Here is a 16,809-nt window from a genome sequence, read left to right as displayed (position 1 = left end):
CCATGTTCGCGTCTCCCTTCACCGCCCTCAATGCCCAAGGCTCCGGCCTCGAAGCCTCGCCGCCCTCGCTGGAGCCGCTGCGTGAGCGCATGGCCGAGCTCTATGGCGTCGAGCCCTATCAGCTTATGGTCACGCGCGGGGCGTCACACGCCACCGAAATCCTGATGCGCCGCCTGAAGGTCAACGGTTACGAGGCCGTCTTCACCGAGCCCTGCTATTCGGAGCGGCAATACCACCTTCAAAGTCTGGCCGACGCCTATGGCCTGACGCTGAAACAGGCGACCAAGCCGCTGATGACGCTGAAGGGCGCGGGCATGTACGTCATCGACAACCCCGCCATGCCGGACGGCAAGGCGTGGGATCTGATCGCGGCGCGCACGCTGGCGGTTGAAATCTTCCCGGCCCTGCTGGTTATTGATGAGAGCTATTTCGACGTCTGCGACGCCCAGAGCCTGATTGAGCTGACCAAATCGGAATCGAACGTGGTCGTTCTGAAAAGCCTGTCTTTCCTGTATGGGCTGTCGGGCGCACGTGTCGGCGCGCTGATCTCCTCAGCCAAGACACTGAACGGTCTGATGCGCTTCTGTGAACCGGTGCCGCTGCCCACGCCGTCGATCCGCGCCGCCGAAGCCGCTCTGGCCCCGTCGCGCGCCTTAAGCGTGCAGGCGCGCATCGACCTGATTCGTGGCGAACAGGCCCGGATGCGCGACGCGCTGGAACAGGCATCCGCTGTGGTGCAGTTTCACGTCAATGACGGCCCCTTTGTGTTTATCAAGCCGAAGGACTTGATCCGCACCCAGACCCACCTGAAGAAATTTGGCGTCACGGCCAAGAACGCCTATGAGGGCCTAATCATGGCGCTGGGCGACAAGGCGCACAATGACCGCATTCTGGCGGCGCTCGGTGTCACTATCGAAGCCGGACGCCCGGCGCGGCGCGGTGAGGTGCTGCGTGATACCAAGGAAACGAAGATTTCGGCGCTGGTCGATCTCGATACGCCCAAGCCGGTCAAGATTCACACCGGCATCGGCTTCTTCGATCACATGCTGGATCAGGTGGCAACGCATGGCGGCTTCTCGCTGCAACTGTCGTGTCAGGGTGATCTGGAAATCGACGGCCACCACACCATCGAAGACTGTATGCTGGCCTTTGGTCAGGCTTTGAAACAGGCGCTGGGCGACCGCGTCGGCATGGCGCGCTTCGGCTTTGTCCTGCCCATGGATGAAACCGAAGCGAAGGTGTCGATCGACATTTCCGGCCGCGCCTTCTGCGTGTTCAAAGGCGAGTTCGAAGCCACTCACATCGGCGACTATCCGACCGAAATGACCGGCCACGCCTTCCGTTCGCTGTCCGAAGCCCTGGGGGCCTCTATCCATGTCGAGGTCGAGGGCGAAAACGACCACCACAAGGTCGAAGCCTGCTTCAAGGCGCTGGGACGTGCCCTGCGCATGGCGACCCGCATCGAAGGCGACGCCCTGCCGTCAACAAAAGGCATGTTGGCATGACCAGGGTCACAGACCCTGGACCCGTAAGTTTTGGAACGCGTTATGACTGATCCCTCTACCGCTAAAGTCGTTGTCATTGAATTAGGCTGCGCCAATACCGCCTCGGTGCTGTTCGCGCTGGAGCGTCTGGGCGCTGAGGCCGTGCTGTCGTCGGACGCGTCCGAAATCAGAGCCGCCCCGCGCGTGGTGCTGCCCGGCGTAGGCGCGGCAGGCTTCGTCATGAGCCGCATCCATGAGCTTGGCCTTTATGACACGATCCGGGGCCTGACCCAGCCGCTGATGGGAGTCTGTCTGGGGCAGCAACTGCTATTCGACAGCTCCGAAGAGGGCAATGTCGAGTGCCTCGGCCTCATTCCGGGCCGAGTCGTGAAGATGGAAGCCCCTAAACCTCTGGTCGTGCCGCACATGGGTTGGAACCAGCTTCAGGCCGTGCGTGAAGACCCGCTAACGGCGGGTTTGAACGCGGGTGACTACGCCTATTTCGTACATGGTTTCGTCTGCCCGGTCACCGACCATACACTGGCGCAATCGACCTATGGTGCGCCGTTCGCGGCCATGGTGCGCAAGGGGAATGTCTGGGGCTGTCAGTTCCACCCCGAACGCTCCTCGACCGCCGGCGCGAAGATACTCGAAAACTTTCTGACACTTTGATACCTGCAACACTCACCCCGCCCCCACCCCCATTTGCTGCGCAAATGGTCCCCCTCTCCACCCCAGGGTGGGGAGGTAAAAAACGCCGCACGAAGGGCGCAGACCTGAGATGCGGTGGTGGCAGTTCTTCCCTTTTACGCTGCGCCGGAGTTACGGCATGATCCTCTACCCCGCTATCGACCTTATCAACGGTGAATGTGTCCGCCTCGCGCAGGGCCGGTTTGATGCCGTCACCAGGTACGACTCCGACCCGTTCAAGCGTCTCGCACTGTTCAATGAAGAGTTCGCGGAATGGGTGCATATTGTCGATCTCGACGGGGCGCGCGCTGGCTCACCGCAGCAGCACGAACTGATCGGGCGGCTCGCGCAGGCCTCGCGCGCCAAGATCCAGACCGGCGGCGGGGTGCGGTCGCGTGCCCATGTGCAGACCCTGCTCGATCAGGGCGTCTCCGCCGTCGTGGTCGGCTCTGCCGCTGTGAAAGACCCCAAGGAGGTGCGCGGCTGGCTGCGCGACTTCGGCAAGGAGCGTATCACGCTGGCTCTGGACGTTCTACCCACCAAGGACGGTGACTTCGACGCCGCCCTGCACGGCTGGACCGAAGGGTCGGGGATCTCGCTGTGGAAGGTGCTCGATGAATATCCGGTCGGCGTGGCGCAGCGCATCCTCGTCACCGACGTGTCGCGCGACGGCATGTTGATGGGCCCGAACATGGACCTGATGCGCGCCCTGAGACAGAAACGCCCGGACCTCGACATTCAGGCGTCGGGCGGCGTGCGCTCGGTCGAGGACCTTTATGATCTCAAGGCGCTCGGCGTACACGGCGCCATTGTGGGTAAGGCCATCTATGAGGGCCTGATCGATCTCAAAGCCGCGCTGAACGTGGGATAGCTTTTTAGTCGGGCTTTTAGCCCAAAACCGCTTCACACTTTTGGGAAAGCCCTCATATGTTAGCCAGACGCATCATCCCCTGTCTCGACGTCAAGGACGGCAAGGTCGTCAAGGGCGTGCAGTTTGTTGGCCACGAAGTGCTGGGCGACGCCGTCGATATGGCGCTGCGCTACCGCGACGAAGGCGCCGATGAGCTGGTGCTGTACGACATCACCGCCTCTTCCGAAGGGCGCACGGTGGATTACAACTGGGTGCGCGACATTGCCCGCGCGCTCGATATCCCCTTCTGCGTAGCTGGCGGCATCCGTTCGGCGGAGCAAGCCGTGAAGTGCCTCAATTCCGGGGCCGACAAGGTATCGATCAATTCACCCGCACTGGAACGCCCGGACCTGATCAACGAACTGGCCGAAATGGCCGGGTCGCAGTGCGTGGTGGTGGGGGTGGATAGTCGTGAACTGCCCCTCCCGAAAAGTGGGAACCGGTTTTCGGATACAGAGGGGCAGCCCGCTTTGAATAGCGACTATTACGTCCATCAGTATTCCGGTGATCCGGATAAAATCCGCGCCGCCGGGCGTCGCACGCTCGACTGGGTAGTCGAAGCGGCCGAGCGCGGGGCCGGTGAAATCGTGCTCAACTGCATGAATCAGGACGGCGTGCGTAAGGGGTACGACATTCGGCAGTTGCGACTGGTGCGCGACCTGATCGACATTCCGCTGGTGGCCTCTGGCGGGGCCGGTGCACCGGAACACTTTACCGAGGTTTTCGATCAGGCCGACGTCTCGGGCGCTCTGGCGGCCAGCGTCTTCCACAAGAAGATCATCCATATTCCCGACCTCAAACGCGATCTGCAAAAGGCGGGAATCGCGGTTAGGATATAGTTCGCGCCCGTCCAATCGCAGATTGGGCGGAAATAAAGCGAAAAAATCTCGCAGGGCCGCCCCGAGAGATTTCTTCTCAATCTGATAAAACGTGAAAACGTATCGAGGCATAGCCGAGAGACATTGTTCACGAGGAAATTTTATGCCCGAAGCTCACACACTGCCCAATCCCCTGACGCTGGCCGATATCGACGCTCTCGATTTCACCAAGGGCGACGGCCTGATCCCCGCCATTGTGCAGGACGCCGACACGCTTCAGGTGCTGATGCTGGGCTATATGGACCGCGCCGCCCTGAGCGAGACCTTGACCGATCGTCAGGTGACCTTCTTCTCGCGCTCCAAAAATGGCCGCTGGCGCAAGGGTGAGACGTCGGGCGACTTCCTTAATCTGGTCAACGTGACCACCGATTGCGACGAGGACGCGCTGCTGGTGCTGGCCCGTCCCGTCGGTCCGACCTGCCACACCAAGACCACCTCGTGCTTCGGGCATGAGACGGCGCCCGGTATCGGTTTTATGGGCCATTTGGCCGCCGTCGTGAAGGACCGCGCCAAGGCCCCGCCGGCCGACAGCTACACCGCCCGCCTGATGCAGAAGGGTGTCGCCAAGATCGCCCAGAAGGTGGGCGAAGAAGGGCTTGAAACCGCTCTGGCCGGGCGCTGCGGTGACCTCGACGAACTGCATAACGAAACCGCCGACCTGCTCTATCATCTGTCGGTGCTGCTGATGGCGCGCGAAACGACGCTGGAGGCCGTGCTGGACATCCTGCGTGAGCGCCACGCAGGGCGGTAAGTCCTTTCCGCGTTTTCGGATTCGACAAGTGCTCGCTTGGTGTTAGAACGGGTAGGATAACGCCGATCCGAGCCTGCACATGCGTCGCCCTGCCTTTGCCCTTATCCTGCTTGCCCTTGCCGCGCTTGTGTGTGCGCCGGATATCGCGCGCCGTTTTATGGACATTGACGCGCCATGGCTGGGCTGGCTTCAGGTGGCGCTGATGGCGGCGGGCGTGATCTTGGCCGCCCGCGCGCGCTTGTGCGATGCGGGTAAGCCCGAAGGCTGGCTGTGGCAGGCCCTGCTGATCGTCACCCCCATCTATGCCCTGTTCGCCTCACCGGTGGCGGGCCTGTTGCCCATACCGAGCCAACTCAGCACGCTAGCCCTGATCGGGGCCAATGGCATCGTATTCGGGGGCCTGATACTTCTGGGACTGTTACCCTCAGGGTCGGGCGATAAGGCCGCAAAGCCGCGTCACGCGACGGGTTACGGTGAGGTTGATTCGGGCGTGAGCCCCTTTCTGGCGACCTCACCGTCGCACAAAAGCGGTCACACCAGCGACTCGTCTGGTTCTGATGCCCACAGCAGCGCCGATTCAGGGGATGGCGGTGGAGATGGCGGCGGGGGCGACTGAGGTGCCGAGTGACGAAAATGCCACTTCAAGGGGCATTTCAACAGCCCGCAATCGCGCGGCTCGATCCTGACCCAGTATTGCCATAATGGCTCGGCATGAGGATAAGGGGCCACAGTTACGTATAAAAGGGGCGCCCCATACCCTGTTTAACAAGGTACTGGTTGCAATCGCGACCGATTTGCGGCAATGGTTGTCACAGTTCTGCTGTGCGTGCGGGGCGCTTATGGCGTCCGTCAACCCTGCCAGGGTCGGAATGAACCGCACATAGGGTGCTGATTTTTGTAAAGCGTAAGGCTGGCCGGGGCAGACCGGCGGGGAAATTCTGGACGCGCATCCATCATGTCGGCGCTGTTTGACATCATCATCGGCTTTATCACGGCCCTTGTTTCCGCCGCCTTCCTGCATTTTGGTGCCGGGGCCGCGCCGGAACAGCCCAAGCCTGGCCCCGTCAGCCAACCCCAGGCCGCGCCCACCTCCAACCCGTCTCCTTCTCCGACGACTCAAGCCGCTCCGATGACGCAACCGGTCGCCGACGCGGCCTCTACGGATGAGAAGGTCTCTTCGGCCAAGGCGGCCCCGGCCGTGGTTGCGGTCAAAGCCACGCCCAAAACGGGCGAACCCGCGGTTACGGCTCAGGTCGTGCAGGTCCGCGCCACCCATTCCGAACCCCAGGTCGCTCTGTCGCCGGTTGCGCCCGTAGCACCTGCCGCACCGCCTTCGCTGGCGCTGCCGCCCCTGCCGCTTGTGCCTGCCATCCGACTGCATATCGCGCAAATGAGTGCGGAGGATCAGGCGCGTATCGCCAGCGAAGTCGAAAGCGGCCTTCGCGCGGCCGAACACGCCGGTGCCTTTGAAGTGGCGGTTCGCGCCGACGATGTCAGTGTGGTCATCGACACCGCCAAAGCTGTTAAAGCCGTCAAGGCGGCACGCAAGGCCAGTGAGGCGAAACTCAGCGGGCCCTGCCCCGATAGCCATGGCGTACCCTCACCCACGCGCCTGCGCACCATCGTCGCGCAATAATACAGGGGCCACAGATCCTGACTGCATCCGGTCGGTGAAACGCCGTGCTGACTCACACTTGCGTCTGACGGCTCGTCATTTGACCGCGAAGTACAGATTTCCGCTTTTCCGGAAGCGGCGCCACGGATTTGTCGCCTGTTCAGCCCCATAAGCAGTTCCCCCTTTTTCGGAACAGACTCTAAACCATTTGCCTTATCAATGATCTGCGGCTAGCGTTTCCCCTTACGGGAGAACCCGGCTTTCCGGTGGTAAAGACCCTGGCGCAGGACAGTATTCTATGAAATCTCGCATTCGTCCCCCTCTAAACCTCTCGTCTTCCGAGACGCGCGGCCGCAAATCCAGACTGCGCCCGTTATTCGACGAAGAGACGGCCCCGGAGGCAGACGGTGCAGATGATCTCGACATTCCGGCCTCAACTGCGGCAGAGGCGACGGCCATGAGTGACGCCGAAGCGGACGACACCGCCTTGTTTGAACCGGACGCCCTGCCGGTAGCGGACATATTGGACATGCCGCTCGACCACGCCGACACCCCTCCGGCACCGGAGGCACAGGCACCGCAGGCACTGGCGGCGGAAATCGCGGACGCCCCGGCTGCCTCCTTGCCACCGCCCTCGCGCAACGAGACCCCTTCAGCCCTGACCTCGCCGCGCAAGACGGCGCCAGCCACCGCACCGGTCAGCCCGGTCGAGGTCCAGTCCGACGGCATTATGAAACTGTCGGGCGGATCGCCCGTGCCCTTCTGGGGCGGCGTGACGGTGATCAGCCTCGGCTGGGCCCTGTGCCTGACGGCCTTCGTGCTGGGGGCCGAAACCCAGATTTCCGCCTTCACGCTTCAGCCCTTCCGCATCGTTATTCTGGGCGCGCTGGCCCTGTTCCCCATCGGCCTGATCGTCGCCACGGCCTTTGCCTTGCGCCACGCGGCCGCCCTATCGCGCGAAGCCCGCCGCACCGCCGCGCTGGCCGATGCCATGGTCGCCCCGGCGGCCATTGCCGCCACCCAGACGACGGCGCTGGTCGAGTCACTGCGTCAGCAGGTCGAACAGGCGGTGCGCGCCGTGCGCGTCGCCCATAACGACCTCAATGACCTCAGCCTGCGCCTGAAAGGCGAAACGGAGTCCATGCTTGCGGCCGCTGAGCAGGCGCGCCAATCGACCCAGACCATCACCGGAGCCCTGTCCATTGAACGTCAGGCGGCAATGGATATGGGGGCGCAACTGGATGTGCAGGCGCGCGGCGTGATTGATGCCGTGGACCGTCAGGCGCGTATGGTCGCCGATGCCTCCGATCTGGCACAGACGCAGTTGCGCGAAGCCGAGGCCGCACTGGCGGCACGCGCCGCCGACCTCGCCGCCGTGGCCGCCGATACGCAGAATACGGCGCGTACCGTCGCCGAAGACCTTGATCGTCAGACCCTGCGTCTGGAAACCGCCGGGGCCGGCGTCGCCGATCAAATCCGCAGCGTCGAAGAAGGTCTGGGTCAGCAGCGGGCCGGCCTCGTCTCCGCCGCCCTGTCACTGCGCGCCGATCAGGAAGATTTCGCCGTCCATCTGGAAAACCAGCGCGCTCAGTTGTCCGAAGCGCTCAGTGTGACGCGCACCGCCACGATCGAGCTGGGCGAAAGCTCGTCACGCGGCGTCGATATCCTGCGCGATCTGGTGCTACACGCCCAAGAGCAGTTCCGACAGGTGCTCAATGGCGCCGAAAACGAGCGCACGGCGTTTGAAACGCGCATCCATTCGACCCTGTCCAACATCTCGGTCATGGCCGCCGATGCGCGCGATGAGTTGATCAACGAGACGCGTCGTGCGCTGGAACAGCTCAATATCGCCGCCGAAGACGCGCGCCGCGCCGCCGCCGATGCCGCCCAGACGGCGCAGGTCCGCGTCGATCGCCTCAACGAATCCCTGTTTGAGGCGGGCAAGAAGGCCGACGAAGCCTTCGATGCGCGCTTCAATTCGGCCCGCCGCCTGATCGAGGATTCCGCGGCCCTGATCGACGAAGCCGGCCTGACCGCGGCCGAACGTCTCGACACTGCCTTCGGTCATGCGCGGGACGGCATTAAGCAGGTCGAAATGGCCCTGAGCGACATGTCGGCGCGCGCTGATGAATTGCCGCTCCAGGCCAAGTCGCGTCTGGAGGAAATCCGCCGTGCGGTCGAAGACGGCCTGCTGGCCATGACCGAAGCGGCGCGCAAGGCGGCGCTGGAAACCGAAAGCGTCGATCAGGCGTTTCAGGAGCGGGTCAAGCGCAATTACGACATGCTGACGGAAGCGGTGCGCCTGATGGGCGTCATTTCGTCTCAGCCCCTGCCCACGCCACCGCCCGCCCCCAACCCCTATGTCGAACGCTTCGAGCGCCCGCGCGATAGCCTGAGCCCCCGCGCCGCCGAACCCCGCCCGACGCCCGCCCGCACCGAACGGCCTGAGCGTGCGCAACGCGGTCTCGACCCGCTGGAAGCGCCTCTGGATGCACCGCGCCCCCTCACGCCCGCGGCCTCGACGCGCACCGCACAACGCCCCGGGAGCGGCCTGTCGTGGCGCGACCTCCTCAACGGCATGGAAGGCCGTGAATCTGCGCCGCGTCCCGCGCCCGCCGCCCCCAAGCCTGAGCCCGCACCGAATCCCGTGGTGACCGACAATGCGCCGGACAATCTCGACGATCTGATGATTGCCGAAGTCGCCTCGATGGGCGTCGATGCGCAGGCCCTGCTCAACCGCTCGCGCCTCGAAGAAATCATCGCCGCCATCGTCGCCGACGATAACGAAGGCGCGCGTCTGGTGTTGCGCCGTATTGCCCCGGCGGCCATCCGCCGCCTCAGCCGTCGCCTGACGACTGACGCGACCCTGCGCGATCAGGCGCAGGATTTCGTTACCTTTTACGACCGCCAAATCAATATCGCCCTGCTCACCCGTGATCCGCGCAGCGCCCTGACAGAGATACTGGCCACGCCGACGGGGCGCACCTATCTTCTGTTCGACGCCGCCATCAGCGACCTTATCTGATGTTTCTGACCTGTCGCTCCGAAGCCTGGCCCATAGCCGGGCGCTTCACCATAGCCCGCGGCTCCAAGACCGAAGCGCACATCATCTATGTCGAGGTGACGGATGGCGCGTACAGGGGCCACGGCGAGGCGGTGCCCTATGCCCGCTATGGCGAAACGGTCGAAGGTGCGCTGGCCGCGCTTGACGCCGCGCGCCCCGCCATCGAAGCCGGGCAAACACCCGCCTTGACGGGGGCTGCAGCCAATGCGCTCGATTGCGCCCTGTGGGATTTGCGCGCTAAGGCGTCGGGGGTTCCCGCCTGGAAGGCGGCGGGTTTGCGTAGTTTCAGCCCGCTGAAGACCGCCTATACGCTGAGCCTCGATACGCCCGAAGCCATGGGGGCGCAGGCCGCCGCCAATGCCCGCCGCCCGCTGCTGAAACTCAAGATCGGCGGACCGGATGATCTGGCGCGCGTAGAGGCCGTGCGGCGCAATGCCCCCAAAACGCGCCTGATCGTCGATGCCAATGAAGGCCTGACGCGGGATAGCCTCAAGGCGCTGGCCCCCGAACTGAAACGCCTCGGCGTCGTGCTGATCGAACAGCCTTTGAAGGCGGGCGAGGACGACGCACTGGAAGGCTATAAATGCCCTGTCCCGCTGTGCGCCGACGAAAGTCTGCATACGCGCGCCGAACTGGATCGCTGCGCGCGCCTCTATGATGCGGTGAATATCAAGCTCGACAAGACGGGCGGCCTGACCGAGGCTCTGGCGCTGAAACGGGCGGCCAAGGATAAGGGGCTGAGGATCATGGTCGGCTGCATGGTCGCCACCTCGCTCAGCATGGCTCCGGCCATGATCGTGGCGCAGGGAGCCGACTTTGTCGATCTCGACGGGCCGCTGTTGCTGGCCAAAGACCGCGAGCACGGCCTGAAGATCACCGGTTCGATGCTAGAACCGCCCGAACCGGCGCTGTGGGGGTAGATTGGGGGGTTAAGCTCGGTCTTCTTCGCGCAGATACTCATTGACCGCGTATCGCAATTCCCCGGCGTGCGCCGTCCAGCGTTCGGAGTGAATCGAGGTGTCGCCGATCTCGTCGATCAGGCGTCGAATGTCGGCCGCGTGCTGCCTGTTGCGCTCACCCCCTGCCGGATGGGCCTCCAGATAGCCCAGCAACGCCGGTTTGAGCTGCTCGTAGGTGACGACGCGCAGAGTATTGTTCACCGTGTCGATCAGGTCGTCGAGCAGGGCCAGAATATTGTCGCGCGTCGGGGCAGTCGAGGTATCGTCGCGGATGAGATCGTCACGAATGGGCATCAGGCGGCCACCGTATCTTCGGCGACGGCGTTTTCGATGCTGCCGGTCAGGTCGCGGTCTTCGGTGACACGAGCAATATCGCCTATGGACACGACGCCGACGATACGACGGTTGGTGTCGAGCACGGCGAGGCGGCGGATCTGCTCGGCCTTCATGTGGCGCGCGGCGACTTCGACATGGTCGCTGTCCATGCAATAGACGATCCGATCGGTCATCACTTCGGACACCGGCGCGTCGGGGATCAGCCCTTCGGCCAGACCGCGCACCACGATGTCGCGGTCGGTGACGGCCCCTTTCAGCCGGTCGTCTTCGCCCACCGGCAGGTAGCCGCAGTCGCAATCGCGCATCAGGCGCGCCGCGACGGCCAGCGGGGTATCCGGGCGGATAATCTTGATGTCCCGGCACATGACGTCCTTGATCAGCATGGCACTCTCCTTTGGCGTTGGGCCCAGAGGATAGGCGTGACCGCATAAGGTCTCGCCGTGGCGGCTATGGACTGAGCTAAGGTTCGGACAAAACGGCGATTTAGGGATTTTTGATCTTAAGCCGCGGGGCCAAAAAGGCGCAGACCATCAGTTGCAACTGATGGAACAGCATGATCGGCAACAGGATCGGCCCCAGTACAGCGGGAGGGAACAGGGTCCCGGCCATCGGCACGCCCGAGGCCAGCGACTTCTTCGATCCGCAGAACAGGACCACCACGCGGTCTTCGTGCGACAGGCCCATGCGCCCGGAAACCCACCAGGTGCCGCCCATGACAATGGCCAGAAGCCCGGCCCCGATGACGAAGATCAGGCCGAGATCGCCGAGTCCCACCTTCGACCACAGGCCTTCGACCACCGATGCGGAAAAGGCCGTATAGACGACCAGCAGGATCGACCCGCGATCGACCCGCCCTACAAGCATCTTGTGCCGGTCGAGATAGCCTTTCAGCCAAGGCCGCAGCAGGTGCCCGACCACGAAGGGCAGCAGCAGTTGCAGGGCGATATCAATGATCGAGTCAAACGACACGCCGCCCCCCGTCGCATTCATCAGCAGCGCGACCAGCAGCGGTGTAATCACAATCCCCAGAATATTGGACAGGGAAGCGCTGCACACCGCCGCGGCAACATTGCCGCCCGCTATGGCGGTAAAGGCGATGGAGGATTGCACCGTCGAGGGCAGAAGGCAGAGAAACAGCACGCCCGACAGGATCATCGGGTCCATCACCGGTTTCAGCGCCACCTGCACCCCCAGCCCCATCAGCGGAAACACGGCAAAGGTGGTCAGGAACACCACCAGATGCACCTTCCACGCCATCAGCCCGGCGAAGATAGCTTCGCGCGACAGCTTGGCGCCGTGCAGAAAGAACAGCAGCACAATGGCCGCGTCCTTGACCCATCCCGCGACCACAGCGCTATCGCCACGTACCGGCAGGATTGAGGCCAGCACCACCATGCCCAGCAGGGTCAGTATATAGGGATCGAAGGTCTTGATCAGGTTACGGAGCGTAAAAGCGGGGGTATCGGTCATGCTCCCCTTGTCGGCGTCTTTGGGCGCAGAATCAACCCGGCACCCCCACCTTTTGCGCCGCCAGCAGCGGCACGATCAGGTCGCTGACCGGCGTCGGGAGGCCGTGCGCACGCCCTTTGCGCACGATGACCGCGTTGCGCGCGTCCCATTCGGTTTCGCGTCCGGCGGCGCGATCGTCGTACATTGAATTGGTGTCGTCGGGCACGGCGGCCATAAAGCGTGCCATTTGGGCCTCAATCAGATCGTCGGGCAGGTCCGCCCCTTCGGCCCGCCCCACGGCCACGCATTCAGACAGGATGGCGCGAGCGATTTCGGCAATACCCGGCTGATGGAAGACCTGCATGGTTTGTCCGGTGAGCGCCAGTATGGCCCCGCCCGGCGCGTTGACGCACAGTTTCTTCCAGTTTTCGCTCACATAGTCAGGCGTCGGGCGCGCCGTGACAAAGCTGCCCGTAAACAGGCCGCAGAAGTCCTGACCTTCCGGCGTATCAGCGGTCAGCACGCCCGCCCGCCCCCGCCACTCGGCCACACCCGGTGCCGAGCGTCCTGCCGGAATATCGACCACCACCGGCACCAGCACCGTCCCCGCCGCGACCACCGGTGCGACGCGCTCCCGATGTTCGACGCCGTTTTGAAGGATGGCGACGCGGGTGTGCGGCCCAACCGTGGCGTCGAGCCACGCCTTTGCCCCTTCGACCTGATGCGCCTTGACGCACAACAGCACCCAATCGGGGGGCGTAAGCGCCTCTGGAGCCGTCACCACGGTTGCCCGGCGGCGCGGCGCCATCTCACCGGCTTTGGCGACCTTAAGCGGCGCGAAGGCCTGCCGGGCGGCAAACACCACCTGATGACCGGCGTCGATCAGGGCCGCCCCGACGCTCAGACCGACCGCGCCGGGCCCGATGATGACAATGTTCGCCATTTTTTGAATATCCTTCCCCAGCGTGACGCTATCGTCGCTGACAATTTGACGATAACGTAAACTTCTTCTGCGGGGTGTGTGATGACCGACTTTGCCAAACGTTTCAAGCTGATCAACTATTATCCGCCGTTTATCGGGGCGGGCATCCGCGTCGTGCGCACCAATGCCGATTTCACCGAGATCGAGGTGCAGATGAAGCTGCGCTGGTGGAACCGCAATGTGGTCGGCACGCAGTTCGGCGGCTCGCTGTACATGATGTGCGACCCATTCTTTATGGCCATCCTGATGACGCATCTGGGGCGCGGCTATATCGTCTGGGACAAGGCGGCGCGCATCGAATTCCTCAAACCCGGCCGCGGGCGGGTCACGGCCATTTTCCGCATTGCCCTGGAAGAAATCGCGCGAATCCGCGCCGATGCCGACAGCCAGCCCAAGCTGGAGCCGGAATTTGAGGTTGATGTGGTGGACGACGCCGGCGTGGTGGTGGCGCGCGTGCACAAGACGCTGTATGTGAGGAAAAAGCCTCCGAAATAGCCGCACGAGTGACGAATGGTCTGGTTCGCCAGCGACAATACCGCCCCCATGCACCCCGCCGTTCTGGCTGCCCTCGGCGCCGCCAACGAAGGCCACGCGGCCTCCTACGGCGCGGATGACATCACGGCGCGCCTCAATGCCCGCCTGCGCGAGGTGTTTGGCAATCCGCACCTGAGAGCCTTCCCGACCTTCAATGGCTCGGCGACCAATGGCGTGGCGCTGGCCTCGATCATGCGGCCGTTCGAGGCGACGATCGCCACGCGCGACGCCCATATCCAGAACGACGAATGCGGCCTGCCGGAGTTTTTCACCGGGGCCAAGATTCTGATTGCGCCGGACGTGCTGGGCAAGCTGACGCCCGAAGGGATCGAGGCCATCGTCGCCCTGTCGCAGGATCACGCGCCGCACGCCGCGCGCCCGAAGGTGATCAGCCTGACCCAATCGACGGAGATCGGCACGGTCTATAGCGTCGAAGAGTTGCGCGCGCTGCGGGCTGTGGCCGACCGGCACGGCTTGCTGATCCATATGGACGGAGCGCGGTTGGCCAATGGTGTGGCGGCGCTGGGCGTATCGCCGGCCAAGGCCGTGACCGGCGTGGATATTCTGTCGTTTGGCGGCACCAAGGCGGGCGCAGCCCTGGCCGAAGCGGTGGTGATTTTGAACCCTGCCCTGATCCGCGACTTTGAATACTGGCACAAGCGCATGGGGCAGTTGCCGTCCAAGATGCGTTTCGTGTCGGCGCAGTTGCTGGCCCTGCTCGAAGACGATCTGTGGCTGACACTGGCAAGGCACGCCAATGGCATGGCGCAGCGTCTGGCCGAAGGTCTGAGCCAGCTTGCGGGGGTATCACTGGTCTATCCACAGGCGGCCAATGCCCTGTTTGTCACCCTGCCCCCGGCTCTGGCGGAGGCGTTACAGGCCGCCGGGCACCGTTTCTATCCGTGGTCTCTAGCCGGGGAGCATGTCTATCGGCTGGTTTGCAGCTTCGCCACGACGGAGGACGAGGTCACGGCGTTTCTGACGGATTGCCAGACGCACCTCCCCGGCCGCTGAGACCTTATCATGTCCAAAACCACCGCTGCCACCGCCGCCCTGCAAAAGGCCGGGATCGCCTTCGATCTCCACCCCTATGCCTACGACCCGGACGCGCCGCGCGTCGGCCTGCAGGCCGCCGAAGCCCTGGGCGTCGATCCGTCCCAGACCTTCAAGACCCTGATGGCCGAGGTCGATGGCAAGGGTGTCTGCGTCGTCGTGCCGTCGGACGGCGAGGTGTCGATGAAGAAGCTGGCGGCGTATTTCAAGGGCAAGTCGGCGCAGATGATGAAGGTCCCCGAGGCCGAAAAGGTCACGGGCTTCAAGGTCGGTGGCATCTCCCCCTTCGGTCAGCGCAAAACTCACCCGACCGCCATAGACGAGACGGCGCAGCTTTATGACCGCATCTATATCAATGCCGGTCAACGCGGCCTGCTCCTGTCGATTGCACCCGACGCCGCCGCGCGTGTCCTTAATGCCGGATATGTGGATGTAATGGCGGAATAGCACAACCCGTGATAGTGTCCCTGTGGTCTATCAGGAGGCACATATGGCGGACGGTAATCCCTTCTTCGATCCCTTCGGATTGTGGCGATTTGCGCCGCACAGCCTGACGCAGGACATATTGCGCGGCTGGTCGCTGATCAGCATTACTGAGAACAATTCGTCAGCGCCTGACACCGAAAGACGTATTGTCGAACAGGAAAGCTATGGCCGCCAGATCGGTAAGCTGAGCGCGGCGGTGCGGTGCCTGATCGACGACCTGCCCGCCGATCAGCGCGATAAGGAGGCCTATACGGAACTGCGGGCCTTGGTAGAGCGCATCGACAAGTTGAAGGCTGAGAGCGCCTCCCAACGTCTAGACCGCTGGAAGGACGATCTGGCACGGCTGAAAACCCTCAATCCGGCGGAATATGAGCGACAAATCCGCGAGCTGAAGGCGCTGATTGGCTAAACAGACTGGCCTGCGCGCGAGGCGGCAATCACGTCGCCGTCTTGCCGACCGTCATGCCCTTTTGCACTGCCGGGCGTGTGCCGACCTTATCGAACCACGCCCGGATATGCGGCGTGTCGGTGAGCAGGGCCTCCTGCTGATAGAAGGTGCGCAGCGTATTGATCCACGGATAGATGGCCATATCGGCGATGGTGAAGTCATCACCCGCCACATAGGCATGCTTCGACAACTGCGTTTCCAGCACGCCCAGCAGGCGTTTGGCTTCGTTGGTATAGCGGTTCAGCGCATAGGGCACTTTCTCCGGCGCAAAAACCGCAAAATGCCCCAGCTGACCGAACATCGGCCCCAGCCCGCCCATCTGCCAGTTCAGCCATTCCAGCACCTTGTACCGCGCTTCGCCCGAGGCGGGCAGGAATTTACCGGTCTTTTCGGCCAGATAGACGAGGATCGCGCCGGTTTCAAAGACACTGATGCCCGTCTCTTCATCGACAATGGCCGGGATCTTGTTGTTGGGGGAGATTTTCAGAAAGTCCGGATGGAACTGCTCATCCGCGCCGATATTGACCGGCCTCACCTTATACGGCAGGCCCATTTCTTCGAGGGCGATGGAGGCCTTGAAGCCGTTGGGCGTGGTCCAGGTGTGCAGAACGATCATGGTCATTTCCCTTTGTATATACAGTATGCCGAAGACATGGTCATGAAACCGCAAACGTCAAGGTTACGGTTTGACGACCATCAGATAGAAAACCACCACAATCGCCGGAAAGGCCAGCGCTCCAAGGCTCACCCACCACCGCTCATAGGTCCAGTAGAGCGGCGGCAGAGGCTCATCCGATGCATAGGCGACGTTCGCCAGATCGCGCATCCGTATCTGTATCCACACCACCGGCAACCAGCACGCCCCGGCAAAGAGATATAGCATCAATCCCCCCAGCACCCAGCCACCAAACAGCTCCAGCCCTCCCAGATGCACCAGCCACAGACCGCTCAAAAGCTGCACGATGACGGCGGGCGTGGTGAATAACCAGTCGGCTATGACCACATGCCGCGAGGCAAAAGCGATGCCCGGCACCTCTTTGCGGCGATTGGCCATGAACATGAAAAAAGCCGTGCCTATGCCGGTGCCGAACAGGATGGTCGAGGAGACCACATGCACCCACTTTACCCACAGATATAGCATTGATCCCCCTCGTCTTCGCGCCTAGACTC

19 protein-coding genes are annotated in these 16,809 nt (G+C 63.1%); 13 read left to right on the top strand and 6 right to left on the bottom strand.

From position 1 onward, the window contains the following. Window positions 1–2: 2 nt before the first annotated feature. From hisB to dgcA, 9 genes are all read left to right on the top strand, one after another. The gene (gene hisB / locus AACH73_RS03150) at window positions 3–1,505 is read left to right on the top strand and encodes an imidazoleglycerol-phosphate dehydratase HisB (protein WP_272740660.1); all 1,503 of its coding nucleotides are present in this window, start codon (window positions 3–5) and stop codon (window positions 1,503–1,505) included. 42 nt (window positions 1,506–1,547) lie between these two features. Then, on the top strand, window positions 1,548–2,156 hold the full coding sequence (hisH, locus tag AACH73_RS03145; protein ID WP_338735394.1) for an imidazole glycerol phosphate synthase subunit HisH: 609 nt from the start codon (window positions 1,548–1,550) through the stop codon (window positions 2,154–2,156). 157 nt (window positions 2,157–2,313) lie between these two features. Then, window positions 2,314–3,045 carry a 1-(5-phosphoribosyl)-5-[(5-phosphoribosylamino)methylideneamino]imidazole-4-carboxamide isomerase gene (gene hisA / locus AACH73_RS03140; RefSeq protein WP_272740662.1) on the top strand — a complete coding sequence of 244 codons (732 nt, stop codon included), beginning with the start codon at window positions 2,314–2,316 and terminating at the stop codon, window positions 3,043–3,045. 56 nt (window positions 3,046–3,101) lie between these two features. Beyond that, window positions 3,102–3,923 (top strand): imidazole glycerol phosphate synthase subunit HisF, encoded by an 822-nt coding sequence (hisF, locus tag AACH73_RS03135; RefSeq protein WP_272740663.1) that lies wholly within the window; start codon window positions 3,102–3,104, stop codon window positions 3,921–3,923. 142 nt (window positions 3,924–4,065) lie between these two features. Next, window positions 4,066–4,713, top strand: coding sequence for a bifunctional phosphoribosyl-AMP cyclohydrolase/phosphoribosyl-ATP diphosphatase HisIE (hisIE, locus tag AACH73_RS03130; RefSeq protein ID WP_338735393.1), 648 nt, complete (start codon window positions 4,066–4,068; stop codon window positions 4,711–4,713). Window positions 4,714–4,792: 79 nt separating this feature from the next. Beyond that, window positions 4,793–5,329, top strand: a complete 537-nt coding sequence (locus AACH73_RS03125; RefSeq protein ID WP_338735392.1) for a hypothetical protein — start codon at window positions 4,793–4,795, stop codon at window positions 5,327–5,329. 339 nt (window positions 5,330–5,668) lie between these two features. Next, the gene (locus AACH73_RS03120; RefSeq protein ID WP_272740666.1) at window positions 5,669–6,349 is read left to right on the top strand and encodes a hypothetical protein; all 681 of its coding nucleotides are present in this window, start codon (window positions 5,669–5,671) and stop codon (window positions 6,347–6,349) included. Window positions 6,350–6,626: 277 nt separating this feature from the next. Next, window positions 6,627–9,353 carry a tipN gene (locus AACH73_RS03115; RefSeq protein WP_338735391.1) on the top strand — a complete coding sequence of 909 codons (2,727 nt, stop codon included), beginning with the start codon at window positions 6,627–6,629 and terminating at the stop codon, window positions 9,351–9,353. Then, window positions 9,353–10,312 (top strand): N-acetyl-D-Glu racemase DgcA, encoded by a 960-nt coding sequence (dgcA, locus tag AACH73_RS03110; protein ID WP_338735390.1) that lies wholly within the window; start codon window positions 9,353–9,355, stop codon window positions 10,310–10,312. Before AACH73_RS03115 ends, dgcA begins: the two co-directional genes overlap by 1 nt. 9 nt (window positions 10,313–10,321) lie before the next feature. Here the strand turns inward: dgcA and AACH73_RS03105 are convergent, their stop codons facing one another. From AACH73_RS03105 to AACH73_RS03090, 4 genes are all read right to left on the bottom strand, one after another. Further along, entirely contained in the window at window positions 10,322–10,645 is a 324-nt protein-coding gene (locus tag AACH73_RS03105; RefSeq protein ID WP_272740669.1) for a hypothetical protein, read from the bottom strand. After that, a complete protein-coding gene (locus AACH73_RS03100) occupies window positions 10,645–11,070 on the bottom strand; it encodes a CBS domain-containing protein (RefSeq protein WP_338735389.1) in 426 nt (141 codons plus the stop codon). Before AACH73_RS03100 ends, AACH73_RS03105 begins: the two co-directional genes overlap by 1 nt. Before the next feature lie 100 nt (window positions 11,071–11,170). Continuing rightward, window positions 11,171–12,157: a bile acid:sodium symporter family protein gene (locus tag AACH73_RS03095; RefSeq protein WP_338735388.1), complete on the bottom strand. Its 987-nt coding sequence runs from the start codon at window positions 12,155–12,157 to the stop codon at window positions 11,171–11,173. 31 nt (window positions 12,158–12,188) lie between these two features. Next, entirely contained in the window at window positions 12,189–13,079 is an 891-nt protein-coding gene (locus AACH73_RS03090) for a 2-dehydropantoate 2-reductase (protein ID WP_338735387.1), read from the bottom strand. Window positions 13,080–13,160: 81 nt separating this feature from the next. Between AACH73_RS03090 and AACH73_RS03085 the strand changes: the two genes are divergently transcribed. Genes AACH73_RS03085 through AACH73_RS03070 form a run of 4 tightly spaced genes read left to right on the top strand, consistent with a single transcriptional unit; the run spans window position 13,161 to window position 15,600 of the window. Beyond that, window positions 13,161–13,613 carry a DUF4442 domain-containing protein gene (locus tag AACH73_RS03085; protein WP_338735386.1) on the top strand — a complete coding sequence of 151 codons (453 nt, stop codon included), beginning with the start codon at window positions 13,161–13,163 and terminating at the stop codon, window positions 13,611–13,613. 15 nt (window positions 13,614–13,628) lie between these two features. After that, window positions 13,629–14,666: a low specificity L-threonine aldolase gene (locus AACH73_RS03080; RefSeq protein ID WP_338735385.1), complete on the top strand. Its 1,038-nt coding sequence runs from the start codon at window positions 13,629–13,631 to the stop codon at window positions 14,664–14,666. A gap of 9 nt (window positions 14,667–14,675) precedes the next feature. Continuing rightward, window positions 14,676–15,152, top strand: coding sequence for a Cys-tRNA(Pro) deacylase (gene ybaK / locus AACH73_RS03075; protein WP_338735384.1), 477 nt, complete (start codon window positions 14,676–14,678; stop codon window positions 15,150–15,152). Between the two features lie 43 nt (window positions 15,153–15,195). Beyond that, complete coding sequence (locus AACH73_RS03070) at window positions 15,196–15,600, top strand: hypothetical protein (RefSeq protein WP_338735383.1); 405 nt, start codon at window positions 15,196–15,198, stop codon at window positions 15,598–15,600. Window positions 15,601–15,628: 28 nt separating this feature from the next. Here the strand turns inward: AACH73_RS03070 and AACH73_RS03065 are convergent, their stop codons facing one another. Together AACH73_RS03065 and AACH73_RS03060 are read right to left on the bottom strand one after the other, a co-directional pair. Continuing rightward, complete coding sequence (locus AACH73_RS03065) at window positions 15,629–16,255, bottom strand: glutathione S-transferase C-terminal domain-containing protein (protein WP_338735382.1); 627 nt, start codon at window positions 16,253–16,255, stop codon at window positions 15,629–15,631. A gap of 63 nt (window positions 16,256–16,318) precedes the next feature. Further along, window positions 16,319–16,780, bottom strand: a complete 462-nt coding sequence (locus AACH73_RS03060) for a DUF2269 domain-containing protein (RefSeq protein WP_338735381.1) — start codon at window positions 16,778–16,780, stop codon at window positions 16,319–16,321. Window positions 16,781–16,809 lie beyond the last annotated feature (29 nt).

This window comes from Asticcacaulis sp. DW145, from assembly GCF_037101385.1.
Classification (GTDB): domain Bacteria; phylum Pseudomonadota; class Alphaproteobacteria; order Caulobacterales; family Caulobacteraceae; genus Asticcacaulis; species Asticcacaulis currens.
Note: the sequence above shows the minus strand (reverse complement) of the source record. Positions and strands in the feature narration are given on the sequence as shown.